Below are 20,546 nucleotides of genomic sequence, written 5' to 3'. Positions count from 1 at the left end.
TCCCGCCCGGCATCACAGTTCGGTCTCCAACTTCAGCATTTTCACGTCCTGGTCGCTTTCCTATGCCGTAGCGGCCAGATTCGCGGTAGATGCCTTCTATGTGCCGCCCGGCCAACAGCTCACGGAGGAGGGAGTCATCATGCAGCTGGAAATCGACCCGGAGTTCACCGTCAAATCGCCGAATACCGCCTTAGAACAGGAAGTGTTAGTGATTGGCCCGATTCAGGCCACGGGGGTCGAAGAGGTGAAGCGCTCGGATTTTAATATTCCCCCGGCCACTGTCATAGAAAGCACAGACAAGATCCGAGCCCGACTGAATGCCATTATCCACGGCGAAAAGTGGCTGACAATGCCCGCTGCCACGCCCTGCTTGTTCGTGGCCGAAAAGTGGGGCGACTTGTTGATAAACCAAAGCGGGATCCAGGCGTTCTTAGTTGCGGGCGGCGCCGAAACGCCCTTGTTGAACGGGGGCGTCAATAGCTGGTCGACCGATGCGTACGGGATCATCTGTTTCAACCTGGGCCGGCCCCTGGCGGCCAATGAGCGTATCAAGGTAATAGCTTCCTACGAAAACCGCTCCTACGAAGGCAGCAGCACGGCCAAGTACCCCATTCTCTATCTCAACAACAATCCCCACAATATTGTAATCCAACACAGTGCGCCTTCTTCTTCTTACGAGGAGAATTACTCAATAAGGGATGGGGTAAACAAGCCGCTTGAGCTGGGCGCGCTGGTAGAAATAAGCCCGGAAGACGTCTACGGGAATGAGTTGGACATCGATCCGGAGGAGGTGGAGTTAACCCTCATGGAAAACTTGGATCGAGTTGAGCTATTGCTCGATGGGGTTGCCGTTCCGCTGTGGCAGAACATTCCGCTAGGCCGCCAGCTGGATGCCTTAACAGAGGGCTTTTACACCACCTGGACGCCCACGGAAAACCGGACGTATGTTTTCAAGCCGCGGGTTTACTTAAAGGATGGCACCGTGGTGGAAGACCGCAAGCCGCTCAACATCCATATACTCCCTTCATCCGCTAACCCTCGCCCCAACTCCGTCGCCCTCCGCTCAGCCCCTGCGGCAAAGCAACGGGAAAGAGCCATTGAGGTCTACCCCAACCCCGTTGGGGAAACCTTTACCCTGACGTATGAATTGCCGCAAGCCGACGAGGTGAGCGTGCAGCTGCAAGCCATGAACGGTAGCCTGGCTCAATCACTGTTCACTGCTCGTCGGCAGGCCGCGGGCCGGCACCAGCTCACGGTTCCCAGCGGGGGCGTGGCCTCGGGCATGTACCTGCTCATCGTGCGCGGCAAGCACGGCTATGAGCAACGGAAAAAGCTCATTAAGCTGCCGTAGCGCGAGCCACCCCTAGGTTGCGCTCGGTTCAACCCAGTCCTTGCCCGGTGTGGGAAACACGGGGTAAGGCTGGGTTGAACCGAGCGCTTGGTTTAGGGTGGTGCCGATACCCATAGGGAAGAGGCAGTCAGGCGCTGCCGACGGTTGGGCTGCGCCGTTCCATCAGCACGGTGTTGCGCCACCTGCCGCGGTGCTGGCCAATCCGCTCGCGGTGGCCGACGATGCGAAAGCCCGCCCGGGTGTGAAGGCCGATGCTAGCCACGTTTTCCTCGAAGGTGACCGCCTGCAGGGTCCAGATGCCCTGGGCTTCCGAGGCTGCAATCAGGCCTTCCAGCAGCCGCCGGCCCACGCCCTGTCCCCGAGCTTCGGCTGCGATGTACACGCTGAGCTCGGCCACGCCCCCGTACGCGCAGCGCCCCGACACGGGCGAGAGAGCCGCCCAGCCCAGTACGGTGCCGGCGTCATCCACGGCCACCAGGCGGCTGTGTCGCAGGTGCCCCTGGTCCCAGGCTTCCCAGGCCGGGGCCTGCGTTTCAAAGGTGGCGTGGCCCGTGGCAATGCCTGCCTCGTAAATGGCCCGCACAGCCGGCCAATGAGCTTCGGTAAGCGGTTGAATGGTCATGGCTAAAACAGGTGTAAGCTTCTAGCAGCAGCAAAACGGTGCCGCCCAGCCGGGCAGCGCGGTGGAAATGCTTTAGCAGCACCCGCTGCCGGAAAGGCCACCGGCCATCGGTAATTGGGGCAAGGCAAAGGCTTGGTGGGGAATGCCGCAGGCATCCTGGGCCAAACAGGCTGTCTGCTTCAAGGTCAGCACGAAGTCCTGGCCGTCGAAGGCGAGGCCGAACTTGCCGATGGTGATCTGCTGGTACTCCACTTCGATGTCCAGGTCCTCGCTGCCGAGGATTTTCTCCGACAGCTTCAGGATGTGCAGGAATTTCTGCGGCGCGAGCCGGTGGTCGTAGTCGCCGGCCTCCCAGAGCTGGAAGCTCGCCACCTTTTCCCAGCGCTCCACCCCGCCGCAGTCGATGAAATGCCTGCTTACCAGGCCAACTTCCGTGACATGAAAGTGCGCGGGCAGGTATTCGCCGGTGGGTAGACGAAAATTAACGGCTTCTAGTCCGACCAGGGACTGTTTCAGTTCGGAGATTTTCATGGTAAGGTTGGGGTTAAAAGAAAGATTAGCAGGCGCAAGCATCTGCGGGCCCGCCAGCCGTATTGGCGGTAGCTTCCAGGAAGAAGCCGGTGAACTGCTGGTGGACCTGTTTCAGCAATGCGGTATTGAGGCAGTAGCAGACCGTGAGCCCGTCAATCTCGCCGCGAATCAACCCCAGCGCTTTGAGCTCCTGCAAATGCTGCGACACGGTAGTTCGTGAGAGCGGCAGCTCGGCGGCGATGTCGCCGGAGATGCAGGTGGTTTTGGACGCCAGCAGTTGAATGATGGCTACCCGGGCGGGGTGGGCCAGTGCCTTGGCCACGCGGGCCAGTTGTTGCTGCTCAGCCGTAAAGGCCGTGGTTTTCGCGTAAGTCATGACCAGCTATGAAGTATGTCGCAAATATACGTCATAAGCCTAAAGAAGGTCCGCGCTCAAGCAATTCTTCCACCTTCACTTCTTCCTGCTCTATTCCCGTAGTATCTTTCTGGGAGGAGCAATGATTCTTCCTCCAGGCTAGAGTGTTGACCAGGCTCCCCGTCAACCGCGACAGTTCCCGCCGTTTTAAGGGAGAAGTATTACTTCAACCGAAAGCTTATCAAAAACGCTTTGCTAGCATGGGCCACCACATAACTGCCATACTGATCAGAAGTGCATTTAACGAAGCAAAAGCCGCAGAATATGATATGCGGCCAGTTAGGCTAAAACAGGGGCTCACCCTATTTCATATTGATCATTACTATTCCGCTTGTTGGCAGCACCTACCGGGGATTCACTCAAAATTGATCATTCCAAACGAAGCGGCAATAGCCAAAATCATGCGTGACGTACTGTGGCCTAACGAGCCTGTATATGCCCTTATCACAACCGATTACTTTAGTGGTTTGGGGCAGCAATACGGCGGGGTGTTCAAGGGAATAGATAACCTTAATAAAAGCGTCGATAACATCAATAAGGCGTTGCGGTACCTGGGCGTACGGGCAACGCAGCATCAAGATGAATTCGATCTTATCGGTTTGGGCGCTATACGGAGCCAGCCCGATTATTTAGATAAGTACAGTGATTTAGCGGAGGCATATGGCGTTTGATAAAGGGTTCAATTCAATGGTCGCTTTTGGCAGTGGAGTAGGGATGTTAAGGCCGACCTAATGCCTTATTGAAGCACCATTTGAATAATTTCCCCCGGCAGGCTAGAACCCGGGGAAAATTATCCTGTGCCGTGAACAGTCAGTTGGGGTTAGGGTGAGGTTTCGCACAAGCACGGCCCCTACAACCCCACTGCAACCGCAAGCCCGCGCTAGGACCGCGCCCCCCTCAAAACCTTGGCCGCCGCTTCGGCGCAGCGCTCCCCATCCATGGCTGCCGATACGATACCGCCGGCGTAGCCTGCGCCCTCGCCGCACGGAAACAGGCCCGTTACCACCGGATGTTGCAGACTATCCGGGTCGCGCGGGATGCGTACCGGGGCGGAGGTACGGCTTTCCACCCCCACAATCTGGGCGGCATTAGTGGCGTAGCCCGGAATTTTGCGGCCAAAATCGCGAAAGCCCTGCCGCAGCCGTTCGGCCAGCGTCGTGCCCAAGACCTCGTCCATGGGCACGGGCACCAGGCCCGGCTGGTAAGACGTTTCCAGCAGCGTGGCCGAGCTCTTGCCTTTGAGAAAGTCACCCAGCAGCTGGGCCGGAGCCCGCTGGGTGCTACCCGCGGCCTGGCAGGCGCGCTGTTCCAGGGCCTGCTGAAAACGAAGCCCCGCCAGCGGTCCGTGCTGCTCCAGGTCCAAATCGGCCAGTTCCACCGCCGCCACAATGCCGGAGTTGGCAAAGCGGGAGTCGCGGCGGCTGGGCGACATGCCGTTCACTACTACTTCACCCGGGGCCGTCGCGGCTGGTACGATGAAGCCGCCCGGGCACATGCAGAACGAAAACACCCCCCGCTGCTGCCCCCTTACCTCGGTTTGGTGCACCAGCGAGTAGGAGGCCGCCGGCAGCAGGCCCCGCTCGGCGCGGCGGTACTGGGCCTGGTCAATCAGGGCTTGGGGGTGTTCCACGCGGACGCCCAGGGCGAAGGGCTTGGCCTCGATTAACACCCCGCGGCGGTGCAGCAGCTCGTAGATGTCGCGGGCCGAGTGGCCGGTGGCCAGGATGGTTGCTTCAGCTTCCAGCGCCTCGCCGGTAGCCGTGATTACGCCCCGCAGCCGGTTATTTTCCAGTAGTAGGTCCACCACGCGGGTATCGAAGCGTACTTCGCCGCCGGCATCGACGATGGCCTCGCGCAGGGCTTGCACCACGGCGGGCAACTTGTTGGTGCCGATGTGGGGGTGGGCGTCCACCAGGATGTCGGGCGTGGCACCGTGCTGCACCAGGCGCCGCAGCACCCGGCCCACGTCGCCCCGCTTGGTGGCGCGGGTGTAAAGCTTGCCATCCGAATACGTGCCGGCCCCGCCTTCGCCAAAGCAGTAGTTAGAATCGGGGTTGACCAGCTGCTCCTTGTTGATGGCGGCCAAGTCTCGCCGTCGGGCGCGCACGTCGCGGCCCCGCTCCAGCACGAGGGGTTTCAGCCCCAGCTCGATGCAGCGCAGGGCTGCGAACAAACCCGCCGGGCCGGCCCCAATCACCAAAACAGAACGGCTACTATGTTTCACATTTGGATAAACAAACCAAGGCCCGAACACTTCCACTGGTGGGGCTGTGTGGTAGATGTCGGCCCGCAGCCGCACGAGGGGGTGACGGCCCCGCGCGTCGATTGAACGCCGGCGTAAATGCACAAAATCAGCTTCCCCGGGCCGCAAACCCGCTTGCTTCAAAATGGCCTCGTAACGTGCCAATTCGTTAAATGCTACTTCGGGGGGCAGTAATATCTCTAACTCTTTTAACATTTGTGTAAGTGAAAGGTGTCTATCCTTTAGGGTAATGGCCGAGGCCTAACAACTACTTAACAAAGTTAGCGCACTGGGTGCGACGGGGGATAGGCACGCTGCCCAAGTAGGGCTCGAGAGCCGACGCAACCAATCATAACCCGTTTATTCGTGGCATAACAGTTCCCGCAGCTCCGTTTCGCGCTTTCGCTCCATTGTTAGCGGTTCCATTGGCAATTTGGTGGAGTGGTACGACTGGTACGCGTACTCGGCCTTTGCGCTGTATTTCGCCCCAGTATTTTTTCCCAAGGGCAGCACCACAGCCCAACTGCTGAATACGGCTGCCATTTTTGCGGGGGGCTTTCTGATGCGGCCCCTCGGGGCGTGGCTGCTGGGAGCCTATGCCGACCGCCACGCCACGGCCGGCGGGCGGCCCTGCTGGGGGGGCGTTAGTAACTGGACAAAGAATTACGGTAAGGAGGGTGTTGTTAAACAAATAGGGTAAAACCTCCGACTCGGCCGGTTAGGCGGTAGCATTCCGGCTCGGCTGGCGCTGTAGCTTAGCCAGGTAGTTATTCAGCGAGAGATACTTGCCTTCAGGTGCACGTCGACGATGGTGGTGAGCGGCACGCCCAGCGCGTGCAGGTGCAGGACGCGCTCGCGGTCAACGTCGTACATCGACGGCTGCACCACGCCCTTGGGCTTGCCCAGCAGGAGGCCCTGCTCGCGCCGCGCCCGCAACCCCTCCTTGGTGCGCTCGGAGACGAAGTCGCGCCCCAACTCGGTCAGCATGGCGAAAATCGTGAGCAGGATTTTGTGGGTCATGTCGCGGTGGTTCTGCGGGTCCAGGCCCTACTTGACCAGAATCAGCTGGCACCGCTTCTTGGTGAATTTGCGCGGTTCGACGCGGCCGCGACGGAGCGTTTGTACCAGGAGGCTGTGCGCCTGAGCAGCCAGCACCTCAAGCCGTCGGCCGTCTTCGATTATCTGGTGCTGTTTCTTCACGAGCACCGGCTGGAGCTGCCTACCTACAACACACGGGCCCTGCTCGCGTTTGAGAAACGGCTGTTCCACCGCTTGCCGCAGCACCTGCAGCCCGGCGAGCAGCGCTTACTGGACCGGCTGCTGGCCGCCGACGACCCCGACGCCCGCGAGGCGGAGGCGGACCGCCGCTACCCGCTCGCCTTTCTCAAGCGCATCCGCCAAGGCCTGCGGGCCGGGGAAATCCGCGAACGGGTCAACCATTTCATCTCCCTGCGGCAGCTTCTCGAGCAGCTGCAGCCGCTCTGGCAACGTCTGCGCCTCTCGGACCAGGCTATTACCTACTACGCCGAGTACGTGTTGCGGGCCCAGGCCGCGCAGCTCTACCGCCGCGACGAACGGCGCTACCTCTACCTGCTCAGCTTTGTGGTGCACCAGTACTACGAGCTGGGCGATGCCTTGGTCGATACGCTGCTGCAAACCATGACCAGTACCGTGAATCAGTGCCGCGAGCAGGTCAAGGAGAGGCTCTACCAGCAGCGCACCGCCACGCAGCATCTGACCAGCCAGGTAACGGGCCGGGGCTACTGACACCTGCAGGCCCTGACCCAGATTCGCGCCCTGGTCGATGCCCCAACGTGGCGGCGGAACAGAAGCTTCAGCGCATCGACGCGCTGCTGCAGCGCCACCAAGTCACGACCGCCCAGCTCAGCGAAGACCGCCAGCAACTGAAGCAATTACGCCTGGCCACTGAGCAGCAAGCCGGCGAGGCGCTGTTTCACGAGGCGCTGGCCGCCGCCTCGTTGCGCCTGCAGACCAAGCTCGGTGCGTTGGTCAAAGCTCTGGTCGTAGACGAAGCGACCACCCGCGCCGACCTGTGGCGGGCCACGCACTACTACCAGCAGCACGACGGGCACCTGAGCGCGCAGGTGCCGCTGGACTTTCTCTCGTTCACGCAACGGGCCTACGTGCTCGATGCGCAGGGCCGGTTGCGTCCGTCGCTCTACAAAGCCCTGCTGTTTATGGAGATGGCCACGGCCATCAAGTCCGGCCAACTGAGCTTCACGTGCTGCTACCAGTACCGGGCCTTTCAGGCCAACCACGTTTGGGTGTCGGACATCACGTATTTACCGCTCGCCAATGGCTCCTGGGCCTATTTGTGCGCCTTCTGGGACGTGGCCAGCAAGCACGTCGTGGGCTGGCACGTGATGGCCACCATGACCGAGGAGTTGGTCACCACGGCCTTGCAGCGGGGCTTTTGGGCCCAACCGCCCGCGCCCGAACTTTGTCGTGCACTCGGACCGCGGCGGGCAGTACTGCGCCACCGCCTACCGCGCCCTGTTGCACCAAAACGGGGCCGTGCGTTCGCAGACCCGCGTCAGCCGCCTGGCCACCGTTTTGCTGGCCGTCCTTCACCCGGTGCTGGCCCGGCGCGGGCTGCTGCTCGTGCGCGACGGGGCCGCGTTGGCCCAGCAGCTGGCCCACCACCCCGATAAGGTTTTTGCCTACGACGGGGGCGAGCGCGGCATTCCGCGCAACGCCGACCGCGACGGGCAGGCGGAAGAATACATCGCTAAAAAAAGCACGATGCGCTCGAAGTTCACGGAAGCAGACCCAGTGGATTTGAGGCAAGTACGCCATTATCAGGTACCATTTGGCCAAGATTTTAGGTCGTTGGGCCAACCGCGGCTGCCGTTGGTCCTACTTGCCGCGAGGCGGGCTAGGATGGGCGGGGCTAATGACGAAGCTTTGTAAAACAATCAGGCTTCTATCACCAAAAGCAGGTCCCAAGCCCGCGGCCGCGGCAAGCCTGACTTTTAACGCCTTATTTTTCACTCTTTTCAAAATCTTTCCATGAAAAGCGCACTCTTAATTATTTTCGCCGCCATAAGCCTGTCGGCTTCTGCCACTCCCCGGAACCCTTCTAACTCTTCTTCCCCCGCTAGCCGTCCCAAACAGGGATCTGCGCAAGGTGCAACTGGCGAAGGTACCAGCGCATCAGATGCTCAGTACAAGTGTTTCAGAAACCTTAGGACAGCGAGGAACAAAAGGGTACTTAGTAACAGACGTACGGGCAGAACTTGGGTTTGTCAGTGCATAGGCACTCTGTAGACTAGCTGCTATTTCCGCTTCAGATTTTTGAGGCAATAGTTGGGTCTGTGAGTGCAGCGGCACTATTCATTAGGCTTAACCGCTGGGTTAGCCTCTTTTAAACCCCGCTGGCTCACGCCAGTGGGGTTTTTATCGTTGGCCCGCTTTCCCTTGCCGGTGCGTATTCTGCGTGTCGAGAGCCCATTGCTAATGGGTTTTCAACTGCTTCTGGCGGCAGCCAACGCCGCCGGGGCGCGTGACCCGCGCAGCGCTGGGCCTTCGTCTACTCCCTTTTCGCCGGTCTGCCCCATGAAACTATACCTGCCGTATTGGGCGGCACTGCTGGCAGCAGGGGCGTTGCCCCCACCCAGTGCCCGCGCCCAGGTGCCTGCCGCCCCATTCGGGCTCACCGCCCCCGGTAGTCTGCGGGGCACGGTGCTGGATTCGACTAACAGCGAGCCCGTGCCGTACGCCACCGTCGTATTGTTGCCCGCCGTGGCCCCCCCCGATGAGCCGATTGCTGGCGTTACGACCAGCGACCGGGGCCGCTTCGCTATGGCAAACCTAGCGCCCGGCGCTTACCGCCTGCGCGTGAGCTGCCTGGGCTACGGCACTCAGACCCGCGCCGTGCTGGTGGGCCCGACGGGTCCCACGGAAGCCGGCCCTTTCCACCTGCCCCCCGCCGCTACGGCCCTGGCCGGAGCCGTTGTGGTAGGCGAAAAGCCGCTGGTGGAGGTGCGTCCCGACCGCCTCGTCTACCATGCCGCCCAGGACGTAACCAATGCCGGCGGCAGTGCCGCCGACGTACTGCGTAAAGCCCCATTGCTGACTGTGGACGGCAAGGGCACCCCCCGGCTGCGCGGTTCGGCCAATTTCACCGTGCTGGTCAACGGCCGGCCCGCGCCCGCTTTGGCGCAAAACTTAGCGGAAGCGCTCCGAAGCATTCCGGCCGCGCAGATCCAGCGCGTTGAAGTGATCACTGCCCCGTCGGCCCGATACGACGGCGAAGGCACGGCCGGCATCATCAACATCGTATTGAAGAAGGGCGCCGAACGCAGCCTGCACGGCGACGTATACGCCGCCGCCGGCACCCGCGACGCCAACAGCGGCGGTTCGCTTAATTTTCAAAAAGGCAAAATCAGATTCAGCACCTCGCTCAGCGCCGGGCGCTGGTACGGACCGGCAGGGTTTTCCCTGGAACGCACCGACTTGGCCCGCCCCGGCCAGCTGACCCAGAACGGCAGCGGCCGGTCGACCGGCCAGTCCTATTACAGTGCCCTGGCACTCGATTTTGACCCTACTGAGCACCAAGGCTTCTCGCTGGCTGGCTCGGTGAACGGGTGGCGCGGCGATGATCGGCAGGATGTTACCACCCGATACGCTGGCAACCCCGCGCAAAACCAGTTCCAGAGGCGCGCCATCCAAAGCCGGTCGACCGGCTTGAGTGGCGAGCTGACCGGCACCTATCTCCGCACCTTTGCTACCCCGCGCCGCGAATGGAGCCTAGTGGCCCAAGCCGCCCGCAACGACGCGGCCTTTGGCTACAACGCCGACCAGTTCGACAGCTTTGCTACCCCCGGCACAACTGGGAACGCCAGTTCCCGCGAGCGCAGCCGGAGCCGCACGCCCGGCCGCGAATTCACCGTTCAAACCGACTTCACCCAGCCCTTTGGCGAATTCTGTACCTTGGAAGCGGGGGGCAAAGCCATTTACCGACGCACCGGCTCGGTGGCTACCACCGATGCTTACCAGCCCGACCAGGAGCCCGATTTTGTTCCCCAGCCCGACGGCGCCACCGATTTCAACTACGTTCAGCAGGTGCAGGCCCTCTACGCCACCTATGCCTTCCGCTTGACCCAGAAGCTGAGCTTCAGCCTCGGCGCCCGCGCCGAGCGGACCCGCCTCACGGTCGATTTTCGCACCACCGGCACGCAGACTGGGCAAGTTTACGCCCACGTGCTGCCCAGCGGCAGCGCCCAGTATGCGTTTTCGGAGGCCAAGAGCTTGCGCCTCGTATACTCGCGGCGCATCACCCGCCCGTTCATCGATTACCTCAACCCCTTCGTCAACCGCAGTGACCCGCGTAATTACGAATTTGGTAACCCACGCCTCGATCCGGAGCTGGCCGATAGCTACGAGCTGAGTTACAACACGCTGGTGAAACAGGTCACGGTTAGCGTATCCGCGTCGGTGCGGCACACGGGCAACGCCATAGAGACCGTGCGCGGCCTCGCCAGCGGTTACGGTCTGGCAACGGACGCCAGCGGCATTACGGCCCAAACCTTCGCCAACGTGGCGGCCAACACATTTTACCAGCTCAACGGCTACGTTTCAGCGAAACCACTGAAAAACTGGGACCTCAGCGGGGGGCCCGACATGCAGTACATCACTCGCCGCTCGCCGGCGCTGGGCATCGCGCAGCGCGGGTTCACGGGCGGCTTGAGTTTAAATACGTCGTACGTATTGCCCAAAAATTTTACTGCCCAAGCCGTTTTCTCTTACTCGTGGCCCACGCCCGACTTGCAAGGGCCCGGCCCGGCTGACCTCCATTACTCCCTGGGTGTTAAAAAGTCGTTGTGGCAGGAAAAAGCCGACTTTGTTTTCACCCTCGACAACCCCTTCCACCGGTACTGGCCCTACCGCACCCGCATTGAAACCCCGGAGTTTGCTGAAACCCAGCAATACCGCGCGTATCAACAGGCTGGGCGCGTGACGGTCACCTACCGCTTCGGCCAGGCACAGGAAGGGCGGCAACGCAAAACCGTTGCTAACGACGACGTAAAAGGCAACGGCGGCCAGCAGCACGGCCGGCAATAGGCCTTTCCGCAGCAGAGACTGGGGCAGCACAAGATACTGTGATAAAAGTATCGCTATTCATGTAAGATTCCTGTATTTTTAAACTCCTTAAGAGAGCTTTCGGGGTCATCCTGCGTAGCCTTGGCCCGTTGACAAGATCGAGGCTACTTCTTTTTGGCTTTTTACTTATAGGAGTTCTTACAAAAGGGGTTGCGTTAGTAACTGGACCAAGAATTACGGTAAGGACCTCAGGGGACGCAAGCCATTGACCAGCACGTCGGCCGTATCGGTGGTGTGCTCGAGCAGGGGCATCTCCGTTTCGTTGCCCAGCACCTTGTCGAGCACGTACGTGGCGGCGCGCGTAGTGGAGGAAATGGCCCGGCTGCCGAACTGAGCGTACTGGTCGGCGGTGTGGGTGTAAAAGGAATCTTGCCGCTGACGGGGAAGCGCTGGCCGTCGGAAGAGGAGAGTGTGCCCCCGCCCCAGTGCTGGGCCAGCCACTGGCGGTGCTGGTAGTTAACTAGGCGGGTGGTGGCGCGCTTGAGGGTGTCTTCGCGCAAGTAGTTGGCCGCTGCCCTGCTAATTGCCGCGCTGTTCGTGGTAAGCGGCTACACCTCCATCAACGCCGTGGTGAAAGCCGAATTATTTCCAACCGAAATCCGGGCTTTGGGTGTGGGCCTGCCTTTTGCCCTTACCGTGGCGGTTTTCGGGGGGCCGGCCAAGTACGCGGCCCTTTTCGCCAAAGCTCAGGGCGTGGAGGAGTGGTTTTATTGGTACGTAACCGGCTGCGCGTTGCTGGTGTACTGGCGGATGAGTGAAACCCGAACCGGCTCCCGCCTGACGGCCGACGAATAGGCCGTTCTTACCGCAGCGAAGAACTTTCGTCGGAAGAGGCGGGGCCGCGGTGGGGCAGGCCGTTAGTGAGGCTGCCCAGGTTGGCGTGCGACTTGGAGGCGTTGTCGAACACCTCGGCTGTCATGCTGCTGATGGCTTTGGCGACCTCGGGCCCATTGCGGGCGACGGTGCCGCTGAGTACGCTGTAGTAAAAGGTGGCCATGGTTTCGGCGTCCCACAAGTTGCCCATGTTGGCGTGCACGGCCCGCAACTGGTTGAGGGTGGTGTCGATGGTTTGCTGGTCGGAATGGGTCATGGCGGACAAGACGAATGAAATAAGAAGAGGCGGGCTTTCCAATACGAAAACCAGCCTCCTTAGTGTTGCAGAAGTCGTAATAGCGGTTGGGCCAAAAGTCACATCTAGTCGGCACGCGAGTTTGAAAAATGACCACGAAGGCACGGAAACAGCCCTTTTGTAGGACCGATGTTAGCTGCCGTAATGTTCTCGCACAAAGCCCCCTTCCGAATGAATTACTTGCCCCGTGATCCATTCGGCGTTTTCACTGACAAGAAATGAGATTAGCTTGGCAACATCTTCTGGTTGTCCGAGGCGCCCCATTGGAAATCTTTCGCTAAATATTCTTTTTTGCTTTTCGTCAAGCCAACCTGTGTCAGTCAGCCCTGGATTGACCGCGTTTATTGTTATTCCTTTTTTCGCAATTTCCTGCGATATCGTTCGGGTTAAAGTTTCAATGGCGCCTTTTGTTGTCGCATAAGCAACTTCATTACTCATAAAACTCAACGTCTGGCCAGAGGTCAGGTTGATGATTCTTCCGTTTTTATGCCCTTGATATTGCTTGACAAATTCTGCCGTTAACAAGGCAGGAACTTTAAAATTTACTGTGTAATGCTTGTCCAGTTCTTCGGCCGTAATAGTGTCTATGCTTGTCTGGGTGCTGTAAGTCGCATTGTTTACCAGTATTGTTGGAAAGCCCAGCTTGTTTTTTACTTCATTTAGCAATGCTTCCACGCCCTCTTTACCTAAAAAGTTAAACTCTAACTTTTCGCATCTGACTCCTAAAGCGCTTATTTCTGCTTGAATTAAGTCTGGCTCGTTGTCGTCAGTTTGCCAAGGCATTTGTTTGTCATACTCACTCCAAAAAGTAAAAAATATATCAATGTCATTTTTAGCCAGTTCGATACAAATAGCTCTCCCTATTCCCTTAAGTCGGCTTGTGCCCGTCACTATTGCAATTTTTCTATTCACTATCATTTTTAAACTTTTGGTATTGCCCTTATTTAAGAATATCGTTTAAAAATCTCAGGTGGTCTGCGTGCAAGCTTTTCGTTAGTGCAGAGCCTTCTATGGCAAAAAAGCAGTGCCTGGAACAAGGCTATCCAAGCAAAGTACCGGTCTGGTGCTCCTGATGGCTTTACTTAACGGTACGCAACGCGAGTCTGCTGAGTATCAAATGCGACTTTTGAACTAAACTTTTAATCAAGGCCAACAGCGGCTGGTCCGATTCGCGCCTTGGGGCTAACGCACCGTTGGCGGGTTGGGTGCCGCTGCCGGCTGGTCCCCGGCCAACTGGGCCACCATGTCGTCGAGAATGGCCTTGCCGTAGCCAATTCGGTGGGCGTACTCCAGGCACAAGGCGTACTCGCGGGCGTCGATTTGCCCGTCCTGCAGCATCATCTGCACCAGGGTTTGCAGCTCCAGGGTGCGCTGCAGGCCCTCGGCGGGTACCACAAAGCTGAGCACCCCGAGGTTGTCGGCAATGGGCATTACTTCTGCCGGCTTCAACCCGAGCTTGTTGCCGAGTTGCAGCAAAAAGTCGCCTTCGTCGGTGCTCAGGCGGCCATCGGCCGCGGCGAGCAGTATCACGTTCTGAAAGAAAGCCAGCTTTTTCTGCGGCGTATTCAGCACGTCTTCGAGATAGTGGGTCTCTGGCATGTCCTTGGTGGGTTTGTTCAATGGAGGGGACAAACGTCCCCTTGGGCTATCCAATTGAACGACACCTTAGGCGGAAGGTTATCCAGCCGGGTGCTGGTAACGGGCTGGCGCGGGGCCGGTCCGGGCGCGTGGGGCCTACCCCGTGTGGGCGGTCCGCCGCCTGGGGCTTTAGCTTCGGTTCTTGCGCTTGGGGCCTTCGTCCAGCACCTGCTCTACCCAGCCTTTGCCCCAGTCGGCGAGTTCTTGCGCGGTCCAGAGCTGGGGGTAGAAAATGCGCCGCTGAAACTTGGGGGGCAGGTAGCTGCGCCAGTTAGTGCCACCGGTCGCGGCCAGGTCGGTGGGGTTGCGCTGCAGGTAGCGCACCGCCGACTTGAAGTGCATCAGGGGCCAGTTCACGTTCACGCTCACGTCGAGCTGGCGCAGGGCGCGGAGCAGGTGGGGGTGCTCGCGGTCTTCCTGGGGCAGGCGCTGGACCACGACCCACACGTTGCGGTCGTGGTAGGCTTCGGCGTGCCGTACCAGGTCGGCGGTGTATTTGCGCTCGAACTCGATGAGAGTAAGGGCCTTGGCCCCGCTCTCTTCCACGGTGGCACCCGCTTTCCAATAAATGCAGCCCAGCAGCTGGCCGTAGTCGTGGGCCGACGCTTCGCCCAGGGCCTGGCGCTTCACCTGGTCGGTGAGGTTGTCGAGGCTGGTGCTGGCAATCTCAATCATTCGGTACTGCACCGACTGGAAGCCCGAGGCCGGCATCAGGGCCATCCGGAAGTCCAGAAACTGGTGTTTGTCCATGCCGTCGACCATCACGTCGAACGAATCGATGAGGTTTTCGAAATAGCGGTTGATGCGGCCCAGGCGCAGCACGATTTCTTCGAGGGTCGGCGCGGTTAGGTTGCCGATTTGCTCGTACTCGCACAGACAGAGCTTGAAGTACAGCTCGGAAATCTGGTGGTACATGATGAAGATCCGCTCGTCGGGGAAGTTGGTGAGCGGTCGCTGCAGCGACAGCAGCGTATCGAGCTCAATGTAGTCCCAATAGTTGACGTACTTGGCGTGGTACAGGCCTTCGAGGTAGGCGGCCAGGTCTTGGCCGTCGGGGGCGTATTTCTCCTGAAGCCGGCGCAGCTGAGCGAGCACGGCAGGAGAAAATTCGTCCGGGGTGGGAGGTGCGGACATGCAGGAGAAGGAGAGGGGTGGAGGGCAAAGCGCCCGGACTGGGGCCGGCAAATATCGGTAAAATAGCCAGGTTCCGGGACGCCGATTCGCGCGCCGCCCCAGTCCGGACGCAACTTGCGCGCCGGAGCGGCATCTTTGCCCCTGATTCTCGCAACCCGTGCCGGGCGCTGCCGGGGTTCGGCCCGGGGGCCGGGCAACGAATAATGAGCACCCGGCATCTGGTAATCCGCGACGAGCACCCGGCCACCATCGCGGCGGATGGTATGGCCTCAATCCGCTAATTTTAGCCCCAAAGCCGTTAACCCAGCGTAAGCGCATGGCCGAGAAATCAAGTATTTTCGATATGATTGGGCCCGTGATGATTGGGCCCAGCTCGTCGCACACGGCCGGGGTGGTGCGCATCGCACGGGCCGCCATCCGCATTCTAGGCGCCGTGCCCACCGAGGCGGTGGTCACCTTCTATAACTCCTTCGCCCGCACCTACGAAGGCCACGGCTCCGACCGCGCCATCGTGGCCGGCTTGTTGGGCTACGCGCCCGACGATACCCGCATCCGCACGGCCTTCGACCACGCCGCCGAAGCGGGCCTGCGCTACACGTTTCAGAGCGTGGGCAATGCCTCGACCATGCACCCCAACACCATCAAGCTGAACCTGCTGGACGGGGCCACCGGCCACCGGGTGGAGGTGGTGGGCCAGAGCCGGGGCGGCGGCGTTATCCGGATTGTGGAAGTAGACGGGTTTCCGGCCGATTTTTCCGGCTCCCTGCACACGCTCATCATCGATGCCCACGACGTTCCCGGCTCCATCGCCTTCATTGCCTCGGTTATTGCCCACGACGACTGCAACATCGCCACCATGTTCGTGAGCCGGAAGGGCCGCAACGACGCGGCCCGGCAGTTCATCGAAATGGACAGCCCCATCAAAGAGATAACCCTGACTTATTTGCGACAGCTGAGCTGGGTGCAGCGCATTACTTCCATTCCGACGCTGGAATAGCCGCTCCGGCCCGTCGTAACAAGAGCGGGCCCCGCAACCGTTTTCCCGTTCTCCAAGCACCAACTTTTCTGCGCGATGAAACAAACAACCACCGTCAATGCGCCCGCTACCCGGTCCTTCACCCTGGCCGCGGTAGTTGGCACCCTGCTGGCGGGAGCCCCGGCGCAAGCCCAGACTCCGGCCCCCACCAGCCCCCCCGCCGCGGCCCTGGGCACCCCCGCGCCGACCACCACCGGCCCCTGGACCCTGCAACGCGCCGTCGAACACGCCCTGCAACATAACCTGAGCGTGCGCCAGAGCGAGCTTACGGCGCAGCAGCAGGAAGCCACGCAGCGCCTCAACCGGGCCGCGCTGCTGCCCACGGCGGGCGTGAGTGGCACCCAGGGCTATAACTTCGGCACCAACCGCGACCCGTTCACCAATCAGTTTCAACAGCTGAACGTGCGGTCTAACAACTTCTCAGCCACCGCCCAGGCCACGCTGTTTTCGGGGTTTCAGCTGCGCAATACCGTGAAGCAGGGAGTGCTGGATGCTCAGGCCGCGCGGGTCGACATCGACAAGGCCCGCAACGACTTGTCGCTGAACGTGGCTTCGTCCTTCTTGCAGCTGCTGTTGGCCAATGAGCTGATTCGGGCCGCCGAAGCCCGGCTGAACTCCGTGCGCGAACAAGTGACGCGCAGCGAAAAGCTCCTCAAAGCCGGGGCCGTGGCCGAAGGCAACCTGCTGGACAGCCGCGCTCAGCTGGCCAGTGAGGAGCGCACCCTGGTAACGGCCCAGAACCAGCGGGCCCTGGCCCAGCTGGCCCTGGTTCAGCAGCTCAACCTCGACCCGGCCACGGCCGCTCAATTTGAGGTGGTCGTACCGGACCTGCCCGATCCCACGGCCTTTGCCGCCAGCACGACCAACGAGCTCGACCCCAACGCCACGTTTGAGCTGGCCCGCCAGCGCCTGCCCGAAATTCAGGCCGCTGATTTACGCGTGCAAAGCGCGCAGCGGGGCATCGACATTGCCCGGGGCGCCTACTACCCGCGCCTGACCGTTGCCGGCGGCGTGCAAACGGGCTTTTCGTCGGTGCGCACCCAGCAGGTGCGGGTAAGCGGTGAGCCGGTGCCGGTGCCGGTGCTGCAGCCCGACCCCACCATGCCCGGCAAGTATGTGCCTTCGCCCTACGTGTTGCTGAGCCCGCAAACTTCCTTTGAGCAGCTGCCCTACAAGTTTCTGGATCAGCTGGCCGACAACCGCGGGGAGTTTCTGCAGTTCAGCCTCAACATCCCGATTGTGAACGGGCTCCAAAACCGGGTGGGCGTGCAGCGGGCCCAGCTCGGCCGGCAGCAGGCCGAGCTCCGCGCCGAGCAAGCCCGGCTGCAACTGCGCCAGACCATTCAGCAGAGCTTCGCCGACGTGCTAGCGGCTCAGCGCCGTTTCGCGGCCAGCTCGCGCCAGGTAGAGGCCCTGAAGCTGGCGTTTCGCAACGCCGAAATCCGCTTCAACAACGGCCTGCTGAACGGCACGGACTTCAACATTGCCCGCAACAACCTTACCGCCGCCGAGTCAGACATGATTCAGGCGAAGTACGAGTTCTTCTTCCGGCGCAAGGTGCTCGATTTTTATCAGGGCAAGCCGTTGGTAATGTGAATGATGAGCTAGCGAAGAAGGGTGGCGGTGCACCAAAGCGTGGTTTCCGTTGGTCCGGGCTTCCAGCCCAATTCTCCCTCATCACCTCACTGCCTGATTATTCCATCACCTGATTACATGAAAAACAACCGTTTACTCTACCTGCTCATTGGCGCGGTGGTGGTGCTGCTCGTAGGCTACACCGTGGCTAAAAAACAAGGCTGGATAGGCCAGCCCCCGCCCGTGGAGGTGCTCGTGGCGAAAGCCGGCCCGGCCAACATCGTCGAGAAAGTGAGCGCCTCGGGCAAGGTGCAGCCGGAAACCGAAGTGAAAATCTCGCCCGACGTGTCCGGCGAAATTATTGCCCTGTACGTTCAGGAGGGCGATTCCGTGCGTAAGGGCCAGCTGCTGCTGCGCATTCGTCCCGATAACTACCAGGCTCAGGTGGCCGTGCAAAGCGCCCAGGTAGGCACCCAGCGCGCCAACGTGGCCCAGGCGCAGGCCCGCCTCCAGCAACTGCTGGCCAACGCCAAGCAAACCGAGCTGACCTACCGCCGCAATGCCTCGCTCTACAAGCAGAAGGTGATTTCCTTGGCTGACTACCAGGCCAGCCAGGCGGCTTATAATGCCTCGCAGGAAGAAATCAACAGCGCCCGCGAGCAAATCCGGGCCTCGCAGAGTACGGTGAGCGCGGCGGCGGCTTCGCTGGAAGAAGCCCGGAAGAACCTCAACAAAACCACCATTTACTCGCCCGTGAGCGGCACGGTGAGCAAGCTCAACGTGAAGAAGGGGGAGCGGGTGGTAGGTACCACCCAGATGGCGGGTACCGAAATCATGCGCATCGCCAACCTCAACAACATGGAGGTGCGGGTGAACGTGAACGAGAACGACGTGAACAACGTGAACATCGGCGACTCGGTAAACGTCGAGGTTGATGCCTACAGCAGCAAGGACGAGCAGTTTAAGGGCTTGGTAACCAACATTGCCAACACCGCCAAAGATGCCCTGACGGCCGAGGCCGTAACCGAGTTTGAGGTGCGCATCCGCCTGCTGCCCGAAAGCTACCGGCACCTGGTGCGCACCGTGGGTGGGCAAACCATCGTGCCGTTCCGCCCCGGCATGACGGCTTCGGTCGACATCATCACCGACCGTAAAACCGGGGTGTTGAGCGTGCCGCTGGCGGCCGTTACCACCCGCTCCGACTCGGCTACCGTGAAATCAGCCGAAAAGAGTGGCCCCCGGGGGGGCAGTGGGCGCGGCAATGGCACGGCTACCATCATGGAGCCGACCACCGCGCCTAAAGCGGAAATTCAGGAGGTGGTGTTCGTCATCGAAAACGGCAAGGCGGTGCTCACCCCGGTGAAAACCGGCATCAGCGATTTCCAGAACATTGAGATTCTGAGCGGGGTGCCGGCGGGGGCCCAGGTCGTCAGCGGACCGTTCCGGGCCGTGGCCAAGACCCTGAAGAACGGCTCCCTAGTCGAAATCAAGGATGCCAAAAGCCTGAATAAGGAGGCCCTGAAGGAAGACGCCGACGCTAAATAGCGGAAAAGACGCGGCCACCGGCCGAAGCGTTTTCGCGCCGCGAACAGGGGAGAGGTAACCGGATTGAGCGGCTGGTCTGAACCGGGCCGTGCCCTGGTTCAATGGTCGTACCCGGCCTGGTTCGGCGTAGGCAAAAACGCCCCGGGCTCGTCGGAGGAAGAGAGTTTGTCGTTCTTTGCGTCCCAATCCCTCCCAACTTCCTCTTCCCTTGGAAAAAATTGCCATGCTCGGTGGCGGCTCCTGGGCCACTGCCCTTACTAAAATCCTCAGTGAAAACGGGGCCCGGGTCGACTGGTGGCTGCGGGCCAAAGACGACATCCAGCACCTGCTGCGCACGCGCCACAACCCCCGCTACCTCTCGGCGGTGCAGTTCGACCTGAACCGGGTATACCCCACCGCTGACCTCGACGAAGCCATTGAGGAAGCCGATTGGCTGGTGCTGGCCGTGCCGGCCGCCTTCGTGCAGCCCGTGCTCGACAAGCTGGACCGCGACGCGCTCAAACACAAGCGGGTGGTGTCGGCCATCAAGGGCATGATTCCGGGCAAGAACCAGCTGGTAACCGACTACGTGGCCGAGCGGTTTCGGCTGGGGCGGGCTCAACTCGGCGTTATTGCCGGGCCGTGCCACGCCGAGGAAGTGGCCCTGGAAAAACAGAGCTACCTAACCATTGGCTCGCCCGATGCCGAGCTGGCGCTGGGTTTTTGCGAGCTGCTGCGCAACCGCTACGTGCGGGCTCACCCGGCCAACGACCTCGATGGCATCGAGTACTGCGCCGTCATGAAAAACATCATTGCCCTGACCGGCGGTATTGCCCACGGCCTGGGCTACGGTGACAATTTCCTGGCCGTGCTGGTGAGTAATGCGGTGCAGGAAATCCGCCGCTTCCTGCAGGCCATCAACCCCCAGCCGCGCGACCTCTCGGCTTCTGCCTACCTCGGCGACTTGCTCGTGACGGCTTACTCGCAGTTTTCGCGCAACCGCACCTTTGGCAGCATGGTGGGCCGCGGCTACTCCGTGAAATCGGCCCAATTAGAGATGAACATGGTGGCCGAAGGCTACTACGCCGTGAAAAGCATCTTCGAGCTAAACAAAAAGCTCAAAGTCAACATGCCCATTACCGCGGCCGCGTACCGGGTGCTGTACGAAAGAGTGGCTCCGGCCGTGGAGCTGGAGATTCTCAAAGAACAGCTTCGTTAACCTACCG

The 20,546-nt window shown here is 60.6% G+C and carries 22 protein-coding genes and 1 pseudogene; 12 read left to right on the top strand and 11 right to left on the bottom strand.

Going from position 1 to position 20,546, the window contains the following annotated elements:
* On the top strand, nucleotides 1–1,351 hold a 1,351-nt coding region (locus IC235_RS11070), incomplete at its 5' end, for a T9SS type A sorting domain-containing protein (RefSeq protein ID WP_191005236.1).
* A 127-nt stretch (nucleotides 1,352–1,478) separates the two neighbouring features.
* Here the strand turns inward: IC235_RS11070 and IC235_RS11065 are convergent.
* The 3 genes from IC235_RS11065 to IC235_RS11055 all read right to left on the bottom strand — a co-directional run bounded on the left by IC235_RS11065 (nucleotide 1,479) and on the right by IC235_RS11055 (nucleotide 2,880).
* Nucleotides 1,479–1,973 carry a GNAT family N-acetyltransferase gene (locus IC235_RS11065; RefSeq protein WP_191005235.1) on the bottom strand — a complete coding sequence of 165 codons (495 nt, stop codon included), beginning with the start codon at nucleotides 1,971–1,973 and terminating at the stop codon, nucleotides 1,479–1,481.
* 72 nt (nucleotides 1,974–2,045) lie between these two features.
* A complete protein-coding gene (locus IC235_RS11060) occupies nucleotides 2,046–2,504 on the bottom strand; it encodes a DUF6428 family protein (RefSeq protein ID WP_191005234.1) in 459 nt (152 codons plus the stop codon).
* A gap of 25 nt (nucleotides 2,505–2,529) precedes the next feature.
* Nucleotides 2,530–2,880 (bottom strand): ArsR/SmtB family transcription factor, encoded by a 351-nt coding sequence (locus IC235_RS11055; RefSeq protein WP_191005233.1) that lies wholly within the window; start codon nucleotides 2,878–2,880, stop codon nucleotides 2,530–2,532.
* Nucleotides 2,881–3,023: 143 nt separating this feature from the next.
* On the opposite strand from IC235_RS11055, the gene IC235_RS11050 reads away from it, so the two are divergent.
* The gene (locus tag IC235_RS11050) at nucleotides 3,024–3,590 is read left to right on the top strand and encodes a hypothetical protein (protein WP_191005232.1); all 567 of its coding nucleotides are present in this window, start codon (nucleotides 3,024–3,026) and stop codon (nucleotides 3,588–3,590) included.
* Nucleotides 3,591–3,799: 209 nt separating this feature from the next.
* Here the strand turns inward: IC235_RS11050 and IC235_RS11045 are convergent, their stop codons facing one another.
* The gene (locus IC235_RS11045; protein WP_191005231.1) at nucleotides 3,800–5,377 is read right to left on the bottom strand and encodes an NAD(P)/FAD-dependent oxidoreductase; all 1,578 of its coding nucleotides are present in this window, start codon (nucleotides 5,375–5,377) and stop codon (nucleotides 3,800–3,802) included.
* Nucleotides 5,378–5,597: 220 nt separating this feature from the next.
* Here IC235_RS11045 and IC235_RS11040 point away from each other — a divergent pair, with 220 nt between their 5' ends.
* Entirely contained in the window at nucleotides 5,598–5,861 is a 264-nt protein-coding gene (locus tag IC235_RS11040; RefSeq protein WP_317173558.1) for a hypothetical protein, read from the top strand.
* A 71-nt stretch (nucleotides 5,862–5,932) separates the two neighbouring features.
* Here IC235_RS11040 and IC235_RS22100 read toward each other — a convergent pair whose 3' ends face one another.
* Nucleotides 5,933–6,181 (bottom strand): recombinase family protein, encoded by a 249-nt coding sequence (locus IC235_RS22100; protein ID WP_223847215.1) that lies wholly within the window; start codon nucleotides 6,179–6,181, stop codon nucleotides 5,933–5,935.
* A 6-nt stretch (nucleotides 6,182–6,187) separates the two neighbouring features.
* On the opposite strand from IC235_RS22100, the gene IC235_RS22095 reads away from it, so the two are divergent.
* The 4 genes from IC235_RS22095 to IC235_RS11020 all read left to right on the top strand — a co-directional run bounded on the left by IC235_RS22095 (nucleotide 6,188) and on the right by IC235_RS11020 (nucleotide 11,245).
* A complete protein-coding gene (locus IC235_RS22095) occupies nucleotides 6,188–6,928 on the top strand; it encodes a hypothetical protein (protein WP_223847214.1) in 741 nt (246 codons plus the stop codon).
* Nucleotides 6,929–6,975: 47 nt separating this feature from the next.
* Nucleotides 6,976–7,833, top strand: a complete 858-nt coding sequence (locus tag IC235_RS22620; protein ID WP_191005230.1) for a DDE-type integrase/transposase/recombinase — start codon at nucleotides 6,976–6,978, stop codon at nucleotides 7,831–7,833.
* A complete protein-coding gene (locus IC235_RS11025) occupies nucleotides 7,757–8,092 on the top strand; it encodes a hypothetical protein (protein WP_191005229.1) in 336 nt (111 codons plus the stop codon). Before IC235_RS22620 ends, IC235_RS11025 begins: the two co-directional genes overlap by 77 nt.
* 645 nt (nucleotides 8,093–8,737) lie before the next feature.
* The gene (locus IC235_RS11020) at nucleotides 8,738–11,245 is read left to right on the top strand and encodes a TonB-dependent receptor domain-containing protein (protein ID WP_191005228.1); all 2,508 of its coding nucleotides are present in this window, start codon (nucleotides 8,738–8,740) and stop codon (nucleotides 11,243–11,245) included.
* A gap of 213 nt (nucleotides 11,246–11,458) precedes the next feature.
* On the opposite strand, the gene IC235_RS11015 is transcribed toward IC235_RS11020, so the two are convergent.
* The gene (locus IC235_RS11015; protein WP_317173557.1) at nucleotides 11,459–11,725 is read right to left on the bottom strand and encodes a Tn3 family transposase; all 267 of its coding nucleotides are present in this window, start codon (nucleotides 11,723–11,725) and stop codon (nucleotides 11,459–11,461) included.
* A pseudogene (locus IC235_RS22475) lies at nucleotides 11,719–11,784 on the bottom strand (hypothetical protein); the annotation flags it as partial. The gene IC235_RS11015 and the pseudogene IC235_RS22475, both read right to left, overlap by 7 nt.
* Nucleotides 11,785–11,788: 4 nt before the next feature.
* Between IC235_RS22475 and IC235_RS11010 the strand changes: the two are divergent.
* Nucleotides 11,789–12,079, top strand: coding sequence for a hypothetical protein (locus IC235_RS11010; protein ID WP_223847213.1), 291 nt, complete (start codon nucleotides 11,789–11,791; stop codon nucleotides 12,077–12,079).
* A gap of 7 nt (nucleotides 12,080–12,086) precedes the next feature.
* Here the strand turns inward: IC235_RS11010 and IC235_RS11005 are convergent, their stop codons facing one another.
* The 4 genes from IC235_RS11005 to IC235_RS10990 all read right to left on the bottom strand — a co-directional run bounded on the left by IC235_RS11005 (nucleotide 12,087) and on the right by IC235_RS10990 (nucleotide 15,185).
* Complete coding sequence (locus IC235_RS11005) at nucleotides 12,087–12,374, bottom strand: hypothetical protein (protein ID WP_191005226.1); 288 nt, start codon at nucleotides 12,372–12,374, stop codon at nucleotides 12,087–12,089.
* 171 nt (nucleotides 12,375–12,545) lie between these two features.
* Entirely contained in the window at nucleotides 12,546–13,325 is a 780-nt protein-coding gene (locus tag IC235_RS11000; protein WP_317173556.1) for an SDR family oxidoreductase, read from the bottom strand.
* Between the two features lie 270 nt (nucleotides 13,326–13,595).
* Nucleotides 13,596–14,033 (bottom strand): hypothetical protein, encoded by a 438-nt coding sequence (locus IC235_RS10995; protein ID WP_191005224.1) that lies wholly within the window; start codon nucleotides 14,031–14,033, stop codon nucleotides 13,596–13,598.
* 147 nt (nucleotides 14,034–14,180) lie between these two features.
* Nucleotides 14,181–15,185: a tryptophan 2,3-dioxygenase family protein gene (locus IC235_RS10990; protein WP_191005223.1), complete on the bottom strand. Its 1,005-nt coding sequence runs from the start codon at nucleotides 15,183–15,185 to the stop codon at nucleotides 14,181–14,183.
* 316 nt (nucleotides 15,186–15,501) lie between these two features.
* Between IC235_RS10990 and sdaAB the strand changes: the two genes are divergently transcribed.
* The 4 genes from sdaAB (at nucleotide 15,502) to IC235_RS10970 (ending at nucleotide 20,539) form a co-directional block, all read left to right on the top strand.
* Complete coding sequence (gene sdaAB, locus IC235_RS10985; RefSeq protein WP_191005222.1) at nucleotides 15,502–16,182, top strand: L-serine ammonia-lyase, iron-sulfur-dependent subunit beta; 681 nt, start codon at nucleotides 15,502–15,504, stop codon at nucleotides 16,180–16,182.
* 75 nt (nucleotides 16,183–16,257) lie between these two features.
* Nucleotides 16,258–17,817 carry a TolC family protein gene (locus IC235_RS10980; protein ID WP_191005221.1) on the top strand — a complete coding sequence of 520 codons (1,560 nt, stop codon included), beginning with the start codon at nucleotides 16,258–16,260 and terminating at the stop codon, nucleotides 17,815–17,817.
* A 117-nt stretch (nucleotides 17,818–17,934) separates the two neighbouring features.
* Complete coding sequence (locus tag IC235_RS10975) at nucleotides 17,935–19,341, top strand: efflux RND transporter periplasmic adaptor subunit (RefSeq protein WP_191005220.1); 1,407 nt, start codon at nucleotides 17,935–17,937, stop codon at nucleotides 19,339–19,341.
* Between the two features lie 208 nt (nucleotides 19,342–19,549).
* Nucleotides 19,550–20,539 (top strand): NAD(P)H-dependent glycerol-3-phosphate dehydrogenase, encoded by a 990-nt coding sequence (locus IC235_RS10970; RefSeq protein WP_223847212.1) that lies wholly within the window; start codon nucleotides 19,550–19,552, stop codon nucleotides 20,537–20,539.
* The last annotated feature ends 7 nt before the right edge of the window (nucleotides 20,540–20,546 follow it).

Source organism: Hymenobacter montanus (assembly GCF_014699115.1).
In the GTDB taxonomy this organism is placed as follows: domain Bacteria; phylum Bacteroidota; class Bacteroidia; order Cytophagales; family Hymenobacteraceae; genus Hymenobacter; species Hymenobacter montanus.
The sequence above is the reverse complement of the archived record's forward strand: the minus strand, read 5'-3'. Positions and strand labels throughout refer to the sequence as shown.

Bases quoted from the DNA above. Each gene is read 5' to 3' on its own strand.
- IC235_RS10980 (WP_191005221.1), top strand. From the start codon at position 16,258: ATGAAACAAACAACCACCGTCAATGCGCCCGCTACCCGGTCCTTCACC.
- IC235_RS11005 (WP_191005226.1), bottom strand. From the start codon at position 12,374: ATGACCCATTCCGACCAGCAAACCATCGACACCACCCTCAACCAGTTG.
- IC235_RS11055 (WP_191005233.1), bottom strand. From the start codon at position 2,880: ATGACTTACGCGAAAACCACGGCCTTTACGGCTGAGCAGCAACAACTG.
- IC235_RS11020 (WP_191005228.1), top strand. From the start codon at position 8,738: ATGAAACTATACCTGCCGTATTGGGCGGCACTGCTGGCAGCAGGGGCG.
- IC235_RS22100 (WP_223847215.1), bottom strand. From the start codon at position 6,181: ATGACCCACAAAATCCTGCTCACGATTTTCGCCATGCTGACCGAGTTG.
- IC235_RS10990 (WP_191005223.1), bottom strand. From the start codon at position 15,185: ATGTCCGCACCTCCCACCCCGGACGAATTTTCTCCTGCCGTGCTCGCT.
- IC235_RS11045 (WP_191005231.1), bottom strand. From the start codon at position 5,377: ATGTTAAAAGAGTTAGAGATATTACTGCCCCCCGAAGTAGCATTTAAC.
- IC235_RS11060 (WP_191005234.1), bottom strand. From the start codon at position 2,504: ATGAAAATCTCCGAACTGAAACAGTCCCTGGTCGGACTAGAAGCCGTT.
- sdaAB (WP_191005222.1), top strand. From the start codon at position 15,502: ATGGCCGAGAAATCAAGTATTTTCGATATGATTGGGCCCGTGATGATT.
- IC235_RS10975 (WP_191005220.1), top strand. From the start codon at position 17,935: ATGAAAAACAACCGTTTACTCTACCTGCTCATTGGCGCGGTGGTGGTG.
- IC235_RS11065 (WP_191005235.1), bottom strand. From the start codon at position 1,973: ATGACCATTCAACCGCTTACCGAAGCTCATTGGCCGGCTGTGCGGGCC.